This window comes from Brevundimonas staleyi, from assembly GCF_041893865.1.
GTDB classification, from domain to species: Bacteria; Pseudomonadota; Alphaproteobacteria; order Caulobacterales; family Caulobacteraceae; genus Brevundimonas; species Brevundimonas staleyi.
On the sequence record NZ_CP169082.1, the window covers coordinates 2,105,547 to 2,120,204 of the forward strand.

Annotated in this window: 18 protein-coding genes; 12 read left to right on the top strand and 6 right to left on the bottom strand. The window is 66.1% G+C overall.

Features of this window, described 5'->3' with window-relative positions:
• The first annotated feature begins 38 nt into the window (after window positions 1-38).
• Complete coding sequence (locus tag ACETK8_RS10675; RefSeq protein ID WP_289648162.1) at window positions 39-824, top strand: RES family NAD+ phosphorylase; 786 nt, start codon at window positions 39-41, stop codon at window positions 822-824.
• A 45-nt stretch (window positions 825-869) separates the two neighbouring features.
• Here ACETK8_RS10675 and ACETK8_RS10680 read toward each other — a convergent pair whose 3' ends face one another.
• Complete coding sequence (locus tag ACETK8_RS10680) at window positions 870-1,985, bottom strand: PIN domain-containing protein (RefSeq protein ID WP_289648164.1); 1,116 nt, start codon at window positions 1,983-1,985, stop codon at window positions 870-872.
• 188 nt (window positions 1,986-2,173) lie between these two features.
• Here ACETK8_RS10680 and ACETK8_RS10685 point away from each other — a divergent pair, with 188 nt between their 5' ends.
• The 5 genes from ACETK8_RS10685 to ACETK8_RS10705 all read left to right on the top strand — a co-directional run bounded on the left by ACETK8_RS10685 (window position 2,174) and on the right by ACETK8_RS10705 (window position 5,493).
• Window positions 2,174-2,836 (top strand): hypothetical protein, encoded by a 663-nt coding sequence (locus tag ACETK8_RS10685; protein ID WP_289648166.1) that lies wholly within the window; start codon window positions 2,174-2,176, stop codon window positions 2,834-2,836.
• Window positions 2,833-3,411: an RES family NAD+ phosphorylase gene (locus ACETK8_RS10690; protein ID WP_289648168.1), complete on the top strand. Its 579-nt coding sequence runs from the start codon at window positions 2,833-2,835 to the stop codon at window positions 3,409-3,411. Before ACETK8_RS10685 ends, ACETK8_RS10690 begins: the two co-directional genes overlap by 4 nt.
• Before the next feature lie 320 nt (window positions 3,412-3,731).
• Entirely contained in the window at window positions 3,732-4,889 is a 1,158-nt protein-coding gene (locus ACETK8_RS10695) for an ABC-three component system protein (RefSeq protein WP_289648170.1), read from the top strand.
• The gene (locus ACETK8_RS10700; RefSeq protein ID WP_289648172.1) at window positions 4,886-5,107 is read left to right on the top strand and encodes a three component ABC system middle component; all 222 of its coding nucleotides are present in this window, start codon (window positions 4,886-4,888) and stop codon (window positions 5,105-5,107) included. Before ACETK8_RS10695 ends, ACETK8_RS10700 begins: the two co-directional genes overlap by 4 nt.
• 197 nt (window positions 5,108-5,304) lie before the next feature.
• Window positions 5,305-5,493, top strand: coding sequence for a DUF7662 domain-containing protein (locus ACETK8_RS10705; RefSeq protein WP_374035974.1), 189 nt, complete (start codon window positions 5,305-5,307; stop codon window positions 5,491-5,493).
• A 120-nt stretch (window positions 5,494-5,613) separates the two neighbouring features.
• Here ACETK8_RS10705 and ACETK8_RS10710 read toward each other — a convergent pair whose 3' ends face one another.
• Both ACETK8_RS10710 and ACETK8_RS10715 read right to left on the bottom strand, forming a co-directional pair.
• Window positions 5,614-5,757, bottom strand: a complete 144-nt coding sequence (locus ACETK8_RS10710; RefSeq protein ID WP_374035975.1) for a DUF1289 domain-containing protein — start codon at window positions 5,755-5,757, stop codon at window positions 5,614-5,616.
• Between the two features lie 25 nt (window positions 5,758-5,782).
• Entirely contained in the window at window positions 5,783-6,064 is a 282-nt protein-coding gene (locus ACETK8_RS10715) for a hypothetical protein (protein ID WP_289648177.1), read from the bottom strand.
• A 62-nt stretch (window positions 6,065-6,126) separates the two neighbouring features.
• Here ACETK8_RS10715 and ACETK8_RS10720 point away from each other — a divergent pair, with 62 nt between their 5' ends.
• Window positions 6,127-6,336, top strand: a complete 210-nt coding sequence (locus ACETK8_RS10720; protein ID WP_289648178.1) for a hypothetical protein — start codon at window positions 6,127-6,129, stop codon at window positions 6,334-6,336.
• Between the two features lie 7 nt (window positions 6,337-6,343).
• Here the strand turns inward: ACETK8_RS10720 and ACETK8_RS10725 are convergent, their stop codons facing one another.
• A complete protein-coding gene (locus ACETK8_RS10725; protein ID WP_289648180.1) occupies window positions 6,344-6,583 on the bottom strand; it encodes a hypothetical protein in 240 nt (79 codons plus the stop codon).
• A gap of 256 nt (window positions 6,584-6,839) precedes the next feature.
• Between ACETK8_RS10725 and ACETK8_RS10730 the strand changes: the two genes are divergently transcribed.
• A complete protein-coding gene (locus ACETK8_RS10730) occupies window positions 6,840-8,012 on the top strand; it encodes an MFS transporter (RefSeq protein WP_289648248.1) in 1,173 nt (390 codons plus the stop codon).
• A 206-nt stretch (window positions 8,013-8,218) separates the two neighbouring features.
• On the opposite strand, the gene ACETK8_RS10735 is transcribed toward ACETK8_RS10730, so the two are convergent.
• Both ACETK8_RS10735 and ACETK8_RS10740 read right to left on the bottom strand, forming a co-directional pair.
• The gene (locus ACETK8_RS10735) at window positions 8,219-8,626 is read right to left on the bottom strand and encodes a MerC domain-containing protein (RefSeq protein WP_374035976.1); all 408 of its coding nucleotides are present in this window, start codon (window positions 8,624-8,626) and stop codon (window positions 8,219-8,221) included.
• 144 nt (window positions 8,627-8,770) lie between these two features.
• Complete coding sequence (locus ACETK8_RS10740; RefSeq protein ID WP_289648184.1) at window positions 8,771-10,828, bottom strand: TonB-dependent receptor; 2,058 nt, start codon at window positions 10,826-10,828, stop codon at window positions 8,771-8,773.
• A 100-nt stretch (window positions 10,829-10,928) separates the two neighbouring features.
• Here ACETK8_RS10740 and ACETK8_RS10745 point away from each other — a divergent pair, with 100 nt between their 5' ends.
• The 4 genes from ACETK8_RS10745 (at window position 10,929) to ACETK8_RS10760 (ending at window position 14,649) form a co-directional block, all read left to right on the top strand.
• Entirely contained in the window at window positions 10,929-11,405 is a 477-nt protein-coding gene (locus ACETK8_RS10745; RefSeq protein ID WP_289648186.1) for a Fur family transcriptional regulator, read from the top strand.
• 215 nt (window positions 11,406-11,620) lie between these two features.
• Window positions 11,621-12,019: a hypothetical protein gene (locus tag ACETK8_RS10750; RefSeq protein WP_289648188.1), complete on the top strand. Its 399-nt coding sequence runs from the start codon at window positions 11,621-11,623 to the stop codon at window positions 12,017-12,019.
• Window positions 12,020-12,070: 51 nt separating this feature from the next.
• On the top strand, window positions 12,071-13,387 hold the full coding sequence (locus tag ACETK8_RS10755; RefSeq protein WP_374035977.1) for a TolC family protein: 1,317 nt from the start codon (window positions 12,071-12,073) through the stop codon (window positions 13,385-13,387).
• A complete protein-coding gene (locus tag ACETK8_RS10760) occupies window positions 13,384-14,649 on the top strand; it encodes an efflux RND transporter periplasmic adaptor subunit (RefSeq protein ID WP_289648191.1) in 1,266 nt (421 codons plus the stop codon). The genes ACETK8_RS10755 and ACETK8_RS10760 overlap by 4 nt, the downstream gene beginning before the upstream one ends.
• The last annotated feature ends 9 nt before the right edge of the window (window positions 14,650-14,658 follow it).

Consider the following 14,658-nt stretch of genomic DNA (forward strand, 5'->3'; position numbering starts at 1 on the left):
GGGTCCGAGACGCCCTGTTATGCGCGAGGAGGGCGGCGATGGCGACGGATGCGGATCAGGGGGCGTTCGCGACCTGGCGCGGATACTGGAATTTCCAACGGTCCGTCGGCCGCGAGTATCGCTACGTGCGGACGACGGAGACAGAGGCCTTCCTCGCGGCGGTGCTGGAGACGAGCGTATCGCGACGTGTGACCATCCCCGCCGGCCAACTCTATTGGCGCGCACAGCTCGGTCACGCCTGGCGGCCGATGGGCTCCGATTATGACGAGGAAATTCCCTGCGCCTTTCCGGCGGACCGCATGAAGCCCCTGCCGGGTCGAGCCTGGGACGGCCGGGCGAACCCGCGCGGCATACCCTGCCTCTATGTCGCGACTTCCATGGAGACCGCCATGTCGGAGGTGCGCCCCTGGATCGGATCGCTCGTCTCTGTCGGGCAATTTAGGACGCAGCGTGAACTCATCGTCGTGGACTGTTCCCAGCACCACACCGGCGTTCCTTTTTATTTCGAGGAGCCAGGGCCCGAAGAGCGCGCCAACGCGGTCTGGCGGCATATCGACGACGCCTTCGCCGAGCCCATGACCCGATCGGATAATCAGGCGGACTACACAGCCACCCAGATCCTGGCCGAGCTGTTCAAGCACGCCGGTCTCGACGGGGTCGTCTATCGGAGCAACTGCGGCCCGGACGGCTTCAACATCGCGCTCTTCGATCCCGGCGTCGCGGAGCTCGTCAACTGCGGTCTCTACAAGACCAGAGCCATGCAGCCGGACTTCGTGGAGGCCGACCCGTTCTATACGGTCGCCGCCAAAGGCGGCGCCGGCTGACGAACCCTCTCAGGCTCGGGCGTCCGGCGTTCAGGCTCCGGCGGCTCACGCCTCCCCACGGTCCATCTCGATCTCGCCGAAATCGACGTCGGCCGAACCGTTAACGAGCTCGACGTCCTCGATCTGAAGCGTGTCCGGCTCATCGATGTCGCCGATCAGAGTGATCAGGGCGTCGAACGAAAACTCCGCCTCGCGCTCCTCGTGCTGGTTGCCGAGCGAGATGTATTCCCGGTCGATGGAGTCCCAGTGCAGCAGGTGGAAACTGGCCTGGACCGTGGCCCGGATGAGAACCGGAGCGGTGACCGCGATCAACCCGTCTTCCATGCGAACCACGGTGACGTCGAAATCATCGGCGGGTTCGCCGGCGAGGGTGTAGCCGTTGAACGCCAGGCCCGTGAGCTCGAAGTCCAACTGGTGGTAGGAATCCGCGGAAATATCCGGGTCCAGTTCCTCGGTGCGCGACTCGAGACGATCGGTGAGTTCGCCGGCGAGAGCCTGAAGCTCGCCCGCCTGGACGCGTCCCAGAACAGCGCCGACGGCCTTGGCGGCTTTCTCGGCGGCGGCCTGTTCCTGGAACACGGCCAGGGCGGCGCCCAGGCTCTCCACGACGTCCAGGTGAACGGTCTGCTCGGCGAATTCTCGCCAGCCCTTGTCCTTGGACACCGCAAGGACCTTGCCGTTTCGCCGCGCCCAGGCCTCGAGGGAGAGCAGGGCGATGGCGTCGGGGAACTCCGCCTTCTTGGCGCCGCTGGCCTCGAACGGGGCGACCGGATCGAAATACATCCGCACCAGATCGCTCATCGGCGCGAGGTCGACCGGGACAAGGGTGGCGCCGGTGGTCCGGAGGAAGGCGTCCAGATGGGCGCGCGCGGCGACCCTGGGCTCGACGAGGGCGGCCGTGAGCGCGTCGGCCGCCTGTTTGAACTCATCGCCAAGCAGCCGGCGGTCGAAGGCGTCCTGGGCCACGGAGACGAACTTGTCGCGGGTGGAGCTGGTCATCTCCCGCAGCCGCTTGAGGATCTCCGCCTCGACGATCGAAGAGAGGATGAACCTGCCGTCGGAGCCGTGGAACTGCTGCAACTGGCGCAACAGGCCATGTTCGAAGTCGAAGCCGCCGCCGTAAGCGACGTTCGTATCGATGGTGAGCGCACGGTAGGGCATCGGCTTGATCTAGCACGGATCGGAGGGCCAAGATCATGTCAGGCCGCTTGTTGGGGTGGGGCATGTCGGCCTTGGGCGGCCGGGTGGAGTCCCTTTCATACGGACAATGCAACGGGAAGAATGGCAGAGCTCCTGGACAACATGGACATTGCGTACGTTTAGGATTATCTAGGCGTGAGAGGTGTCCCATGACCGCCGCGCTTCGCGCCCCTACCGCCCAGGAAATCGTCCAGCTGTCAGTCCAACGCAATCCCGGTAAGGCCGGCGAGGCGCGCCAGGTGGGACGCGCCGCCGCCGCCGTGTGGAAGGCCCTGGCGCGACTGTCGGCCGACCAGCGACGACGTCTGTCAGAGGATTCCGAGGCGGTGTCCGATCTTGTGCTGGAGGTCGTCAACCGATCGGTCGCGGACGCCGGGCCGGAGGTTTCCACGCTGGTGGGCGAGGGCCTCGCCGAGCCCCTGTCGCGGGCCGAGGCCGACCGTCGCCTGAACGGGTACGCCCGGCCGAGCCCGATCGAGGCCTGGGCCGGGCCCGTGGCCGGCTCCACCGCCTTGGCGCAGGACCATGGCGTCCCGCGCTCGACCCTGCACCAGTGGCATCAGCAGGGGCAGGTGATCGGACTGCTGAAGGGCACTCGCCACCATCTCTACCCGCTCGCCCAGTTCGTGGACGGGCGGCCCGTGGAGGGGGTGGCCGAGGTGCTGAAGGCGGCCGGGTCCGCACGGACCGCCTGGCTCTGGCTCATAGAGCCGCACCCGGAGCTGAACGGCCGGACGCCGATCGCGCGGCTCAAGGCCGGCAAGTCGGCCGCCGTCGCCGACCTCGCGCGTCGGGACTTCGGGGTGTCTTGAGGCTCGACCCGGCCGCGATCAAAGCCTTCACCGTCGAACGGTCAGTGGGGAGCTTCGCGCGCGTCACGCCGCTCGCCCATGCGAAGACGCCGCTCGGCCTCGGCTTCGGCAAGACTCGGTTCGCGAGCCCGGACGACGCCTTCAAGGTGCTCTATCTGGGTCAGACCGTCGCGACCGGCATGGCCGAGACGATCGTCCGCGACCGCTTCGTCGGCCGCGCCAAGCGCCGCCTGCACCGCGACGAGATCGACCTTTGGGGCATGACGGTCGTCAGCTCGTCCGCGGACCTGACGCTGCTCGACCTGACCGGCGAGGGCCTGCTCGCCCTCGGCGTCCCGACCGACGCGGTGCGCGCCAAGAGCCACCGGGCAGGTCGCCGGTTCAGCGCAGACGTTTACGGCCAGGCGCCGGAGCTTGACGGCATCCTGTATCCCTCACGGCTCACCGGCGGGCTCTGCATCGCCGTCTATGATCGCGGAGTGACCAAGCTGCGGGCGACGCCGGTGCGGCCGCTCCTGCTGCAGCCGGAACTCGTACCCGCGCTGAAACGCCTGCACATCGACCTGATCCGCTGACCCCGCGCGGCTCCCAGGTTTTTGGTGACGTCGAAGTGGAAGCAGCCTGAGTTCGGGGCTGAGAGAGAAGCCGCGAGGGACCGGCCGCCACGCTGCCGCTTCTCGGCGCACCGGCTGACCCTGGCCACGGACATGAGCGACGCGACCATAGCCTGTGAAGCTGTTCGAACGACGCTGTTGTTTCGGGCCTAAGTTGCATCCATGATCACGGCAAAGGTCGGGGAGATGAACGTGAAGACCAGCTGTCAGGAAGCGTCGCGACGCGGCGCCCGGACAAGATGACTGAGGCCCGGCAGACGTTTTCCGCTGCGGAATCAGGGTTGGGGTTCATCTACCAGCCCCGGCTGGCGCTTCTCAGGCTTCTGTCCTTGCCTGAAAGCACCTCGCTTCTGATCGAGAAGAGCGACGACCTCGAGTTCGACACGACGGGCGGCCGCAAGACGCTGGCCTCGTTGAAGCACAAGGCCGCCGGCGACCGGCTGACGGACCTCGACGTCGATTTCTGGAAGTCCGTGAGAGTGTGGCTGGCCCATTACATCGGGGACGGCAGGATCAGCTCGAACGCCGACTTCGTCCTGTTCACCACCGCGACCGTCGCGCCCGGATCGGAGCTGGCCCGGTTCGCCCAGGAGGGCAGCGACCCGGCGGCTCGGGCGGAAGCCGCTGCAACGCTTTTGGGGCGCAGCACGTCCGCGACCATCGGCAAGACCGAGACCGAGTTGGCCAAACTGACCGAGGCCGAGCTTTCCGACTTCTATGGCCGCATCCTCATTCTGGACGGCAGCCCGCGCATCGACACGATCCCGCAGATCGTGCTCGACCAGCATCTCAGAACCGTCCGCCGGGAGGTCCGGGGTCCGCTGTTCGAGCGGCTGGAGGGCTGGTGGATGGATCTGATGATCAAGGTGCTCACGGGAGAGCGGACGGATCCGGTTCACGGTCACGAGGTGTCCGACAAGCTCTCATCCCTTGCGGAGGAGTATCGGGGCGACAGTCTGCCGATCACCTTCCGCGGTCGGATGCCCGACGGCGAGATCGACGTAGCCAACGACACCCGTCTGTTCGTCGAGCAGCTCCGCGATCTCGATGTTTCGCCGGCGCGCATCCAGCACGCGATCATCGACTATTACCGTGCCTTCGAGCAGCGTTCGAGCTGGGCGCGGGAGAACCTCCTGATCTCCGGGGAGATGGAGGAATACGAGGACCGGCTGATCGAGGAATGGAGCCGCTTCCGGGCCATCGTCTTCGAAACCCTGGACGACGCCAGCGGTGACGACGCGTTCAAGGCCGCCGGCCGAGAACTCTATAAATGGGCCGAAACGGAAACCGGGGAGCTGCGGATCAGGGAGCGCGTGACCGAGCCCTATGTCGTTCGCGGCGCCTTCCACATCCTCGCCAACGCCCGGCCCATGCCGCGCGTACACTGGAATCCCGCCTTCCTGAAGCGTCTCGGCGAGCTGCTCGGGGTGGCCGCATGAAGCGGTGGGACCTTCGCCCCGTCGAGATCAGGAACCTGTTCAACCCCGCCTTCTGCGGACTCGTCCTGTTCAGGGCGCTCGTCGCCTATGAGGACGAAGACGCGCGCGGCATGCCGTTCTCCCTGGCCCTGCTCATCCTGCCGCTTTGCCTGCAGCGGGACGCGCGAGAGACCCTGGCCAAAGCCATCGCCCTTCCTAGGCTGTCATCAAGTCGTTGATGGGTCAGGTGGACTGGAGAGCCCCAACCCCGGCCACGGTACTGCGGACGGGCTGATCGCAGCACCCGTCACCTGCCAACCGGCCTCCTCGGCCTCGTCGCTCTTGACGAGCGGTTGGCTTGCGGGAACATCACGCGATGGGGAAATACGCACCGCTGGCCGCCTTTCTTTCGAGACAAAAGGCTCCCGAGATCGAGATGACGTTCCGCGACCTCGAGAGGGTTGTCGGCCGGCTTCTCCCCAAGGCGGCGACCCAGTCGAGCTGGTGGGACGAGGCCGAGACTGGGGCCGATGACTCGCCTCAGACGCGGGCCTGGCAGTCCGCCGGCTTCCGACCCGTCGTCGATCTGAAGTCGGAACACGTCCGGTTCGAGCGTATCGACTAATCGATCGGCAGCATCTGCCCTGTGTGGACAGGGCTTCACTAAAGCCCCCATCCATTTCCCGCTCTCGGCCGCGACATCGAGGCGCGTCGACGAGCGGGCACCTGTGTCGTCGACCGCCGATCAAGGACGGACAGGCAGTTTGGACACCCGTCGCGTTCGTTCGGCCAGGACTTGGCGACGCTTGTGATCGGTCATCGCCTGCCAGGTGCGGATTTCCTCGCGGGACCGCAGGCAACCGATGCACCAGCCCGTCTTTCGATCCATCCGACACACATCGATACAGGGCGATTTAACCGCCACGACGGGTGCCTCCGGCTAGACTGACATCGTCCGCAGATGCAATGGCGTTCTGGCCTGTGAGCCGGTCGGCGGCCGGCAGCAGGCGGGCGGAGTTCAGGATGAAGGTCATCTCGGACGCGACGTGGATGAAGACGGCCATGAGCGGGTTCAGGATGCCGACGGCGGCCAGGCCGATGCCCACGATGTCGATGATGATCGTGCCGGCGAAATTCTGCCAGATGATCCGCCGCGTGCGACGCGCGACAGCGACGGTTTCAACGAACCGAACCAAGTCGTTCCGAAACCGGCGGGCACATCGATGTCCGCATCCGACATCAGGATGCGGTTGCCCACATGGATCATCTCGCCGCCGACGATCGCGGCGATCCCGCGGCCGGGGGTATACGTGAACCGATCGGGCTCGACGATCGTGCGTCCCTGGTCGCGGGCATGGGCCACGATGGCTTGGCCGAGAGGGTGCTCAGACCGCGCTTCGGCGGCGGCGGCGGCATCCAGGACCTGGTCGGACGTGATGCCTGCTGCGTATCACGACGGCCTGGTTGAGGGATCTTCAGCGCTCCGGTGCGGACAGGCTTTCCATCGGCACGACGAACATCTGTGTGTAGCCGACACCACCGTCCGACGTCGTGAAGACGATGAAGTCGTCGCCGGCGTGATTGGTGGGTTCGCGGACGAGATCGCTGAACTCATCGAGGCAGTCCGGCTCGGCGACGAGCGTGTATCCGTCCTGCTCCCGACTGATGCGGTAGGCGTGCGAACCCTGAAGCAGTCGGTCGAGCAGACGTCCCATGACGCCATAGAACACTGGGTTTTGGCGAATACAAGCGTCGCCGTTTCGCTGGAGAGCGGGGGTCTGCGCCCGGTCGCGGCCTGGCGACGGATCATCGCATCAGCTGTCGAAAAAGCCGAGCGCAGGTTCCATCCGTTCCCAAGTCACGGTCGAACCCCACCCCTTGCCGAAGGGTGCCGCGACGTGACCGAAGGCGACGGTCGGCTCCATCGTCGGCGGCTGGATCACCGAAACCTGGTCCTGGCACTGGCTTTTCCTGATCAATATCGCGCCAGGCATCGTCTGTGCCCTGCTGGCGGTGCAACTGCTGCCGCGCGAGCAGCCGGATGTCCGACGTGCCGGCGGCCTGGATTGGGTGTCACTGGCGATGCTGGCCGTCGCCCTGACGACCCTCGAGGTCGCGTTGAAGGAAGCGCCCGAAAGGGGCTGGGCCTCGCCGCTCGTGCTGGGTTTGGCCAGCCTCTCGATCGTTTCGACCGTCGGTTTCGCGCGGCGGACGCTCTCGGCGGCGCGACCCGTGGTGGATTTGCGTACCCTTGTAGATGCCCGGTTCGCCATCGGCTGTCTTCTCAGTTTCGTGCTGGGGATCGGTCTGTTCGGATCGGTCTATCTGATGCCTGTCTTCCTCGCCTTCGTGCGCGACCACGGGCCGCTGGCGATCGGGTCGATCATGCTGGTGACCGGCCTGGCGCAGCTGGCGACCGCGCCCGTGGCGGTGGTGATGGAGCGGCGTATGGATGCGAGGATCATGACGGGTCTGGGTTTTCTGCTGTTCGCGGTCGGTCTGGGCCTCAGCGCCTTCCAGACGCCCCAGACGGACTTCGACGAAATGGTTTGGCCGCAGATCCTGCGAGGCGTGGCGATCATGCTGTGCCTGCTGCCACCAACCCGTCTGGCCCTGGGACATCTGCCTCCCGCCCGTGTCGCCGATGCCAGTGGCCTGTTCAATCTTATGCGCAATCTCGGTGGAGCGATCGGCCTTGCGCTGATCGACACGGTCATTTACGGGCGGTCACCGGTGCACGGCCGGGAGATCATCGCCCGGCTGCAGGCCGGGGATGTCGAGACGGCGCAGGCCCTGGGTATTCCCGCACTGCTGTTCGAGAGCCGCATGGGACAGCCCATCGACGCCGGGACGACGGCGGTACTGGCCCCGATGGTCGAGAAATTGGCCCTTGCCGAAGCCATCAATGAGGCCTGGGCCTTGATCGCCATCCTGACCCTTCTGGCGCTTTGCATTGTCCCATTCGCCAAGCGCGCCGCGCCGAGCCAAGCCTGGGGTTCGAAGCCGCCCACGTGCCCCCAGCGGCGGAAACGGCTCACTTCGGTGGACCAGATCCGATGTCGTGGCTCGGCGAGAACGCGGAGGCCTTGGGACCATGCGACATGGAACCGGACTGGATTCAAGCCGCCTTCAACATCTCCATGACGTCACGGTGCGAGGCGGGGAGTTGAGAACTTCACGTCTGAGTAAGCCCGGCGATTCTATCGAATGGAGGCCGGCCCAGACCGGATCGGATCGTCGCCTCGATCGCCTGTTCCCGCTCAGTCCGAGCACCACGCCATTACGCCGATGGTGTACCTGCTCAGGCGGATATCCGGCACCAGGCGCCTCTGCACGCGCGCGGGTCGTCTTCAAGCGACCTTCCTGGATGAGACTGTCGCTCGTCTCCGGGCACGCCCAGATGGCCTGCGTCTCCAGTTCAGAATATGCGCGCCGATCAGCATCAGGCTCCCAGCGATCGTGAATGACGTCTCCCAAGCCCTATAGGACCCGCCCAGGACACCTGCGAACAAGGCCATGATGCCGAGCAGCGTCAGGATCAGCAGGCTCGGTGAGGGTCGGGCCTGTGGGGAGAGGTTAAGGGCCAGGATCGAGATGGGAGCCGCCATGGCGACGAACGCCCAATGGACCCATTCGGCTTGAAACCAAATCCCCGTCAGAGGGAGACTGGACGCCAGGATCGGCAGCGCGAGACAATGCGCCACGCATAGGGTGGAGAGGCCTATCGCCGTCGCGTCGAGGGACCGAGGCCGCGTCACGGCCTCTCTCCCGCCGTCCGAGCTGCCCCTATGGTTTTCGGCAACGTCGCTCTCCAGCGGCGGACCGAGCGGTGCTCGGCCGGTTGACCGTCGCAGGCGATCGTAATGACGCCTCGCACTTCGTTTCGATCCAGTTTCACCGGGTCAGAACCGATAGCTGATGCCGAGGCGAAGGTTGCGGCCGGGCAGGGGGGCGATGTCCTTGAGGAAGGACACGTGTTCGCGCGCTTCGACGTCGCCAAGATTACGACCTTCGGCGAAGAGGGTGACCTCCTTGTCGGTGAAAGGACGCCAAGCCCCGAAGAGATTGACCATCGTATAGCCTTCGGTGGGCAGCTCGAACTCGGCGATGTCGTCCTGTTCGCCCACCCGACGGACCTCCAGGCTGAGGTCGATGGGCTTGGAGGCGTAGCGCACGCGGCCTGTCGTCGAATAAGGCGGAATCCGGGCCGCCGGCCCCAGATCGGTATCGGCATCAACATAATCGGCCGCAGCTTCGAGGGTGACGATCCTGTCCCCCCGGGTCCAGACATCATAGGCGACCTGGGCCTCGAAGCCGCGGAAGTCCGCGTCAGTCTGCTCATAGGCGAAGATCGGGAACTGTTCGATCTCGCCGTCCTCATCGAAATCGAACACGAGGCCGGTGTCGCGCTGATCGATGAACCCGTCGTATCTGGCGGCATAGATGTGCAGGTCGCCCCGGAAGGCTCCCCGATCGTAATGGACCGTGCCTTCCAGCGTGGTCACCGTCTCGGTGTCCAGGTCGGTGTCGCCGCGTTCATACACGCCGGTGGCCAGATGGATTCCGTCGGCGAACAGCTCGACCTCGGACGGCGCGCGTTCGGTGCGCGACAGGCTGAGACCGAGGAAAAGGTCGGCCATGGGACGCAGGAAGGCAGCGGCGGAAGCGGAGATGTTGTTGAACTCGCGTTCGATCTTGGCACCTCCCGCCAGGGGCACCGCGTTCAGGGCGCGCCGGTCGAAACGCAGTCCGCCCTCGAAGCCGTAGCCGTCGCGGTCGAGGCGCTGCACTGTGTAGATGCCCTCTTCCTCGATGTCGGTGCTTGGCACGAAGGCTTCGTCGCCGATCGCCTCATAGGTGCGCGAGAGCGCCTGGACGCCGATGGCGCCATTCCAGCCGTTCCGCTCGCGCTGAATCAGGTCGGCGCGTGCTTCGAAACCGTCGGAGAGGAACAGAGTGCCGGGTTCTCCGACATCCTCGAACTCGGTGTGGGTGTAGTCGGCCTGGCCATAGGTACCGCGCACCGCCCGGAACGGTCCCTGGTCGAACCGATATTCGCCACGCACGTCGAACCGCTGCTGCTCGAGATCGATGAAGACCGCTTCTTGGGCGACGACCCCGTAGGTGCTGCTGGTGTCACGGAAGGACGCTCCGACATAGCCCTGGTCGAAAACGAAGGACCCGCCGAGTCCATAGGCTTCCAATTCCGAGAAGCTGTTGGGTACCGCGCCCGTGTCCTCACGCTCGACGCCTTGGGCGTTCGACAAGGCCTGGGAGACGGCGGGAGACGAAATCTCATAGTCGTCCGCTTCCTTCGTCACCGCGTCGAGGTGCAGAACGAAACGGCCCAGGGCGATGTCGGCCCGACCGCCGAACGACGACCCCTCGTCCACCGTGGAGCCTTGCGCCGACAGTGTGCCTTCGAACCCGCCCTGCGGCATCTCCTCAGGGATCCGGCCGTCCAGGATGTTGACCACGCCGCCGATGGCGGAGCCGCCGTAGGTCAGCGTCGCGGGACCGCGGATGATTTCGATGCGGTGGGACTCAGCCGGATCGGCCGCCACCTGGTGGTCGGGCGAGACGGACGAGGCGTCGATCAGACCGACCCCGTTGGTCAGAACCTGAACGCGAGGGCCCGTGAGGCCGCGGATCACAGGGCGGCTGGAGCCGGGCGCGAACTGGGACGAGCGAACGCCGGGCAGGCCGTTCAACAGGTCGCCCAGCGACGCCGCTGGGGCCACCGCAAGGTCCTCGTCGCTCAGGACGGAGGTTGCGATGGTGGTGGCGTTCTGGCTGATGCCAAACGGGACGCCGGTGACGATGATCTCTCCCAGATCGACAGCGTCATCCTGGCGGGCGGACGTCGGAGCGGGAATGGACTGTGCGAGCGCCGCGCCGCCGAATGCGGTCCAGCCGGCGGCGGCGAAAAGAGCGGTGCGGGACAGGCGGGTGGCGATCATAGAACAGTCCGGCGGCAGATACGGGCCTTTCCGTTATGAGATAACATTCGCTGAGGCAAGCCCGCTTTCATGAGCGGCGTGCACTGGCTATTTTGGGTTCATGACCGTGACCTGCTCGCATGACCCGACGATCGCGCGTCCGACCGCGACGGAGGTGGACGACGCGATCTCGGCGGCCGTCTCCCGCATCGTCGCGGCGGGCGAGCGGATGACTGAACCGCGACGGCGGGTGCTTGAACTGCTGATGGCGGCTTCGGAGCCGGTGAAAGCTTATGATTTGATCAGCCGCTTTCACCCCGACGGACGCGTCGCCAAGCCCGCCACAGTCTATCGCGCGCTGGATTTTTTGGAAAAATTCGGTCTGATTCATCGCCTGTCGTCCATTAGTTCCTATGTGGTGTGTCGCGCGAAGGCCCACCGGCATATGGCGGCGTTCCTGATCTGCGACTGTTGCGGCCTGGCGCGTGAGATCGCGCCGCCACAGGAGGTCGCCTTAAGGGACGCTGCAAACGCGATCGGGTTCACGATGGACCGCGTTACCCTGGAAATTCACGGACGTTGTGCTTCCTGTGCTTGAAGGCGCGGCGCGTGCGATGGAAAGGGATCCGTTGGGCCAAGGCCGACTTCGAACGGCGTGCTCGTGTCGCCGAGCGCTGGCACATCGACGTATCAGCAAGCGCGAGATCGACGCGCCATGATCCGGATAGGATCCGAGAGCCTTCGACCGCCAGAACGCCGCACGCCCATTGCGCTTTGTGTAATGGCCGGATAACGAGTGCAGCAGGAGTTCCCTTGCCGCAATCGATTCGGACATTCTGCGTGTCTCTCTGCGTCGCCCTTGTGGCGGCGCTGAGTCTGCATGCGTCTGCGCAGGCGCAGCACGAGGTCGGACATTCGTCCGGCTGGCCGCCGGTCTTCATGGTGGCGAACGACAACCATGGTCATGCTCACACGCATGTCGCTCCGGCTGAAACTGCCCCCGAAGCTCCAGACCAGGAGCAGGACGGACAGCCGACCGGTCATCATCACAGCAGCGTCGAGAAACCGGCCGGCTCGCCGGCCTTGAATGCCACCCAGCACCCTGCCTTGATCGGCATGGCGCAACATAGTCACGGCCAGAGCCGACCCTTGGAAGATGTCGGGCTCGACGGGCCCGAATACCCTCCGAAACGGACACGCGCGATCCTCTGATCCGACGCGGCCGACCGGCCGCGCGCGCCATTCCGTTTCTGGAGAGACCCCTTGCAGACCCCAACATCCGGCATGGCCGGATCGTGGGCGCGATGGACGACCGTGTCGGTCCTCGCGCTCGCCCTGGCGGCAGCCCTGCCGCCGACCCGCGTCCTGGCACAGGACGCGGCGGTTCAGACCTCCGTGCCGACCCTGTCTCTGCGCGACGCCCTGGCGCGTGCGGCTGGCACGGACCCGGCGCTGGCGGCGACCACGGCGCGAGCCCGCGCCGCGGAAGCGGCCGTGCGTCAGGCCGATGTGCGGCCCAACCCCACTTTGGGGCTGCAGGTCGAAAACCTGCCGACCCTGGGCGGCGGGGACATTCTGGGCCGGACCGAGACCACGCTCAGCTATGAGCAGCGGATCGAGCGCGGCGGCGACCGTCCTGCCCGCGTGTCTCTGGCCCGTAGCCAGGGGACTTTGGTCGCAGCAACGGCACAGGTCCGCAGATTGGATCGGCTGGAGCAGGTTCAACGCGCATGGGCCGAGGCCGTGGCCGCCGAAGCGGAGGTGGCGATTGCCCGCGAACGGCTCGATCTGGCAGAACAATTCCAGACAGAGGTCCAGCGCCGCGTCGACATGGCGCGCGATCCCCTGTTCGCCGGGGCGCGGGCCGAGGCCGAGCTGGCCCAGGCCCAGATCGACTTCGATCAAGCCGAGATCGCGACCCGCGTCGCCAAGATTTCACTGGCCAAGTTCTGGGAAGGCGCGGCCGACTTCAGCCTGGGCGAGACCGCGTTCGAGGACACCAGCGCGGCCCGCGTCGCCGTCGACGGCATCGCACAGGCCGACCTGGACATATTCCTGGCCCAACGCGACATCGCCAGGGCCCAGGTTGCGGTCGAACAGGCGCGCCGCACCCAGGATGCCACGGTCAGCGTCGGCGTCCGACATTTTTGGGAAGGGCAGGACCTGGGCCTTGTGGTCGGCGGCTCGATCCCGCTGGGTCGCTATGACCAGAACGCCGGAGCCATCGATCGTGCCCGCGCCGAAGGTCTGGCGGCGGAAGGCGACCTGTCCGCCGCCCGCATCGAGCGGGATCGCGAGATCGCGCGCTTGCAGGTCCAGTTGTCCGCCCGGGCCAGCGAGGCGCGGCGAATAGGGGAAGAGACCCTGCCCCAGGCGGAGCGCGCCGTAAGGCTAGTCCGCGAAGGCTTCAACCGGGGCGGCTTCACCTACAATGACGTCATCTTGGCCCAGACGGCCCTGCTCCAGGCCCGTGACCGGCGGGTCGAGGTGCTCAAACAATTTCACATCGATCGCGCCCGGCTTGACCGGCTGACCGGCGCGCACGGCGACCTGATCCTCGCCCCGGAGACGACCCGATGAACCGATCCACTGTCTCGCGGCGACTGATCGCCGTGTCCCTGAGCACACTCGCGCTGGCGATCGCCGGTTGCGGGGAGGGCGGCTCCGCTGAAAAGCAGACCCCTGAGGCCGTCGCGGCGGCGTCCGCCGATTACGAACGCGGCCCCCACAACGGCCGGATGCTGCGCGACGGCGACTTCGCCCTGGAGATCACGATTTTCGAGGAGGGGCCTGAGCCGCTGTATCGCCTATATCCCTATCTGAAGGACAGGCCGCTGGACCCGCGTCAGGTCCAGGCGTCTATCGCCCTGACCCGGCTGGGTCCTTCGGTGGATCGGTTCGCCTTCACGGCGGCTGAGGACTATCTTACCAGCCCGACTGTCGTCGCCGAGCCGCATTCGTTCGATGTCGCGGTCGCCGCCACCCACGCGGGTAAGCAATCGACCTGGAACTATCCGTCCTATGAGGGGCGCACGATCATCACCGCCGCCGCCGCACAGGCTGGCGGCGTAACGACCCAGCGTGCCGGGGGCGCTGTGCTGGGCGAGAGCCTGCCTCTGACGGGGCGCGTCGAGATCACGCCTGAGGGCCAGAGCGAGGTCCATGCCCGCTATCCGGGTCGCATCATGTCGCTGAACGCCACCCTGGGTCAGCGGGTCTCGCGCGGTCAGGTCTTGGCGCGAGTCGAGTCCAGCGAGAGCCTGCAGACCTATTCGGTCACCGCGCCGATTTCCGGCGTGATCATGGCCAGGAACGCCAATCCCGGAGCCATCACCGGCAATGGCGAACCCATGCTGATCATCGGCGATCCGACGCGGCTGCACGCCGAGTTCTTCCTCTATCCACGTGATGCCGAACGGGTCCGAACGGGTCAGAGGGTCGAGGTTACCAGCCTGGCCGGGGATTACCGGTTCAACGGCGTGATCCAGGCCATTCTGCCGGGCACCGATCCGACCACCCAGACCCTGACCGCCCACGTGGCGCTGGACTATATGGGCGGCGTCTGGCGGCCTGGCCTCGGGGTCAAGGGCATGGTCCAGGTCGGTCAGGGCGAAGTTCCCCTGGCCGTTCAGACCAAGGCCATCATGCCCTTCCGCGACTTTCAGGTCGTCTACGCCAAGGTCGGCAACACCTATGAGGTGCGGATGCTGGAACTCGGCCGTCGCACCGACGAATGGACCGAGGTTCTTGGAGGGCTCGCGCCCGGCACCGAATACGTCGTCGATGGTGCCTTCCTCATTCGCGCGGACATCGACAAGTCCGGCGCGAGCCATGATCACTAGGGGGCGCGA

Coding starts and splice junctions, on each gene's coding strand:
- ACETK8_RS10675 (WP_289648162.1), top strand. CDS start 39: ATGGCGACGGATGCGGATCAGGGGGCGTTCGCGACCTGGCGCGGATAC.
- ACETK8_RS10680 (WP_289648164.1), bottom strand. CDS start 1,985: ATGCCCTACCGTGCGCTCACCATCGATACGAACGTCGCTTACGGCGGC.
- ACETK8_RS10685 (WP_289648166.1), top strand. CDS start 2,174: ATGACCGCCGCGCTTCGCGCCCCTACCGCCCAGGAAATCGTCCAGCTG.
- ACETK8_RS10700 (WP_289648172.1), top strand. CDS start 4,886: ATGAAGCGGTGGGACCTTCGCCCCGTCGAGATCAGGAACCTGTTCAAC.
- ACETK8_RS10705 (WP_374035974.1), top strand. CDS start 5,305: ATGACGTTCCGCGACCTCGAGAGGGTTGTCGGCCGGCTTCTCCCCAAG.
- ACETK8_RS10710 (WP_374035975.1), bottom strand. CDS start 5,757: ATGGATCGAAAGACGGGCTGGTGCATCGGTTGCCTGCGGTCCCGCGAG.
- ACETK8_RS10720 (WP_289648178.1), top strand. CDS start 6,127: ATGGATCATCTCGCCGCCGACGATCGCGGCGATCCCGCGGCCGGGGGT.
- ACETK8_RS10725 (WP_289648180.1), bottom strand. CDS start 6,583: ATGGGACGTCTGCTCGACCGACTGCTTCAGGGTTCGCACGCCTACCGC.
- ACETK8_RS10740 (WP_289648184.1), bottom strand. CDS start 10,828: ATGATCGCCACCCGCCTGTCCCGCACCGCTCTTTTCGCCGCCGCCGGC.
- ACETK8_RS10745 (WP_289648186.1), top strand. CDS start 10,929: ATGACCGTGACCTGCTCGCATGACCCGACGATCGCGCGTCCGACCGCG.
- ACETK8_RS10760 (WP_289648191.1), top strand. CDS start 13,384: ATGAACCGATCCACTGTCTCGCGGCGACTGATCGCCGTGTCCCTGAGC.